Origin of the sequence: Helicobacter cinaedi CCUG 18818 = ATCC BAA-847, assembly GCF_000155475.1 — a bacterium.
Lineage (GTDB): Bacteria > Campylobacterota > Campylobacteria > Campylobacterales > Helicobacteraceae > Helicobacter_C > Helicobacter_C cinaedi.
In genome coordinates, this window is sequence record NZ_DS990425.1 from 1 (window position 1) to 798 (window position 798).

1 protein-coding gene is annotated in these 798 nt (G+C 38.7%); it reads left to right on the top strand.

Annotated elements, in window-relative coordinates; genetic code table 11:
• Positions 1 to 43: 43 nt before the first annotated feature.
• On the top strand, positions 44 to 412 hold the full coding sequence (locus tag HCCG_RS11425) for a hypothetical protein (protein ID WP_002957710.1): 369 nt from the start codon (positions 44 to 46) through the stop codon (positions 410 to 412).
• Positions 413 to 798: the final 386 nt, after the last annotated feature.

Below are 798 nucleotides of genomic sequence, written 5' to 3' on the forward strand. Positions count from 1 at the left end.
GGAGCTTTTGTAGAAAAAATTACTTTTCATTGCGGGTATCAGTATGGCTGTTTTGGCTAATTTTGGATTAGCTGATGAGCAGAAAAACACTCAACAATCTAAAAATACATTTAAGGTTGATGAAGAAGAAGCTGTGAATATGAGCAAACAAGATTGGATTAATTTGCGTAGCAGAATAAATGAGAATAAAGAATCTCATTTTCAAGCTGCCTTGCAACTTGATAGCGCAGAAGAGAGAAAGTTTCATCGTGAAGCCGCTAAAAACCTTGATGAGCTAAAAAAGAAAATAGATCATCGCCGTTGGATTGAAAAAGAAGGTGGCTGGGGTATTCCAGCACAAGTGGATTTGCCTTTGGTAACCTTAATGGACTTTGATGGAGTTCAAGGGAACGAAGGGACTTTTATTATGTAAGCTGGCTTTCGTGGAGGTATCAGTAAAAGACAATTCCACCCAAATTTAGAATTTCGTGCCCTTACAGGTGTAGGTTACGCATATAGTGAAGCAGGACACTCAGCTTATTTCCCCTTTGCTCTTGAAGTGGGCTGGGCTGATAAGTATAGAAGACACTCTCGCTTTCTTGTAGGTGTAAGCTATGAGTATTCTACAGACTTTGGAAAGACAGAAGTGTATCTTGGTATTGCACCATTGACGATCATTGGACACTTCGTGTAAGTTATGGATTAAGTGGCGGTATGAAACTTGATGCTCCAGCTATTTTAGGCAACAAAATCACCACTCAAAAAGTAACGATTGATGCAAATAGCTTTTATAGTGTCGGTATGGTGTTTGTATATTAA

Bases quoted from the DNA above. Each gene is read 5' to 3' on its own strand.
- HCCG_RS11425 (WP_002957710.1), top strand. From the start codon at position 44: ATGGCTGTTTTGGCTAATTTTGGATTAGCTGATGAGCAGAAAAACACT.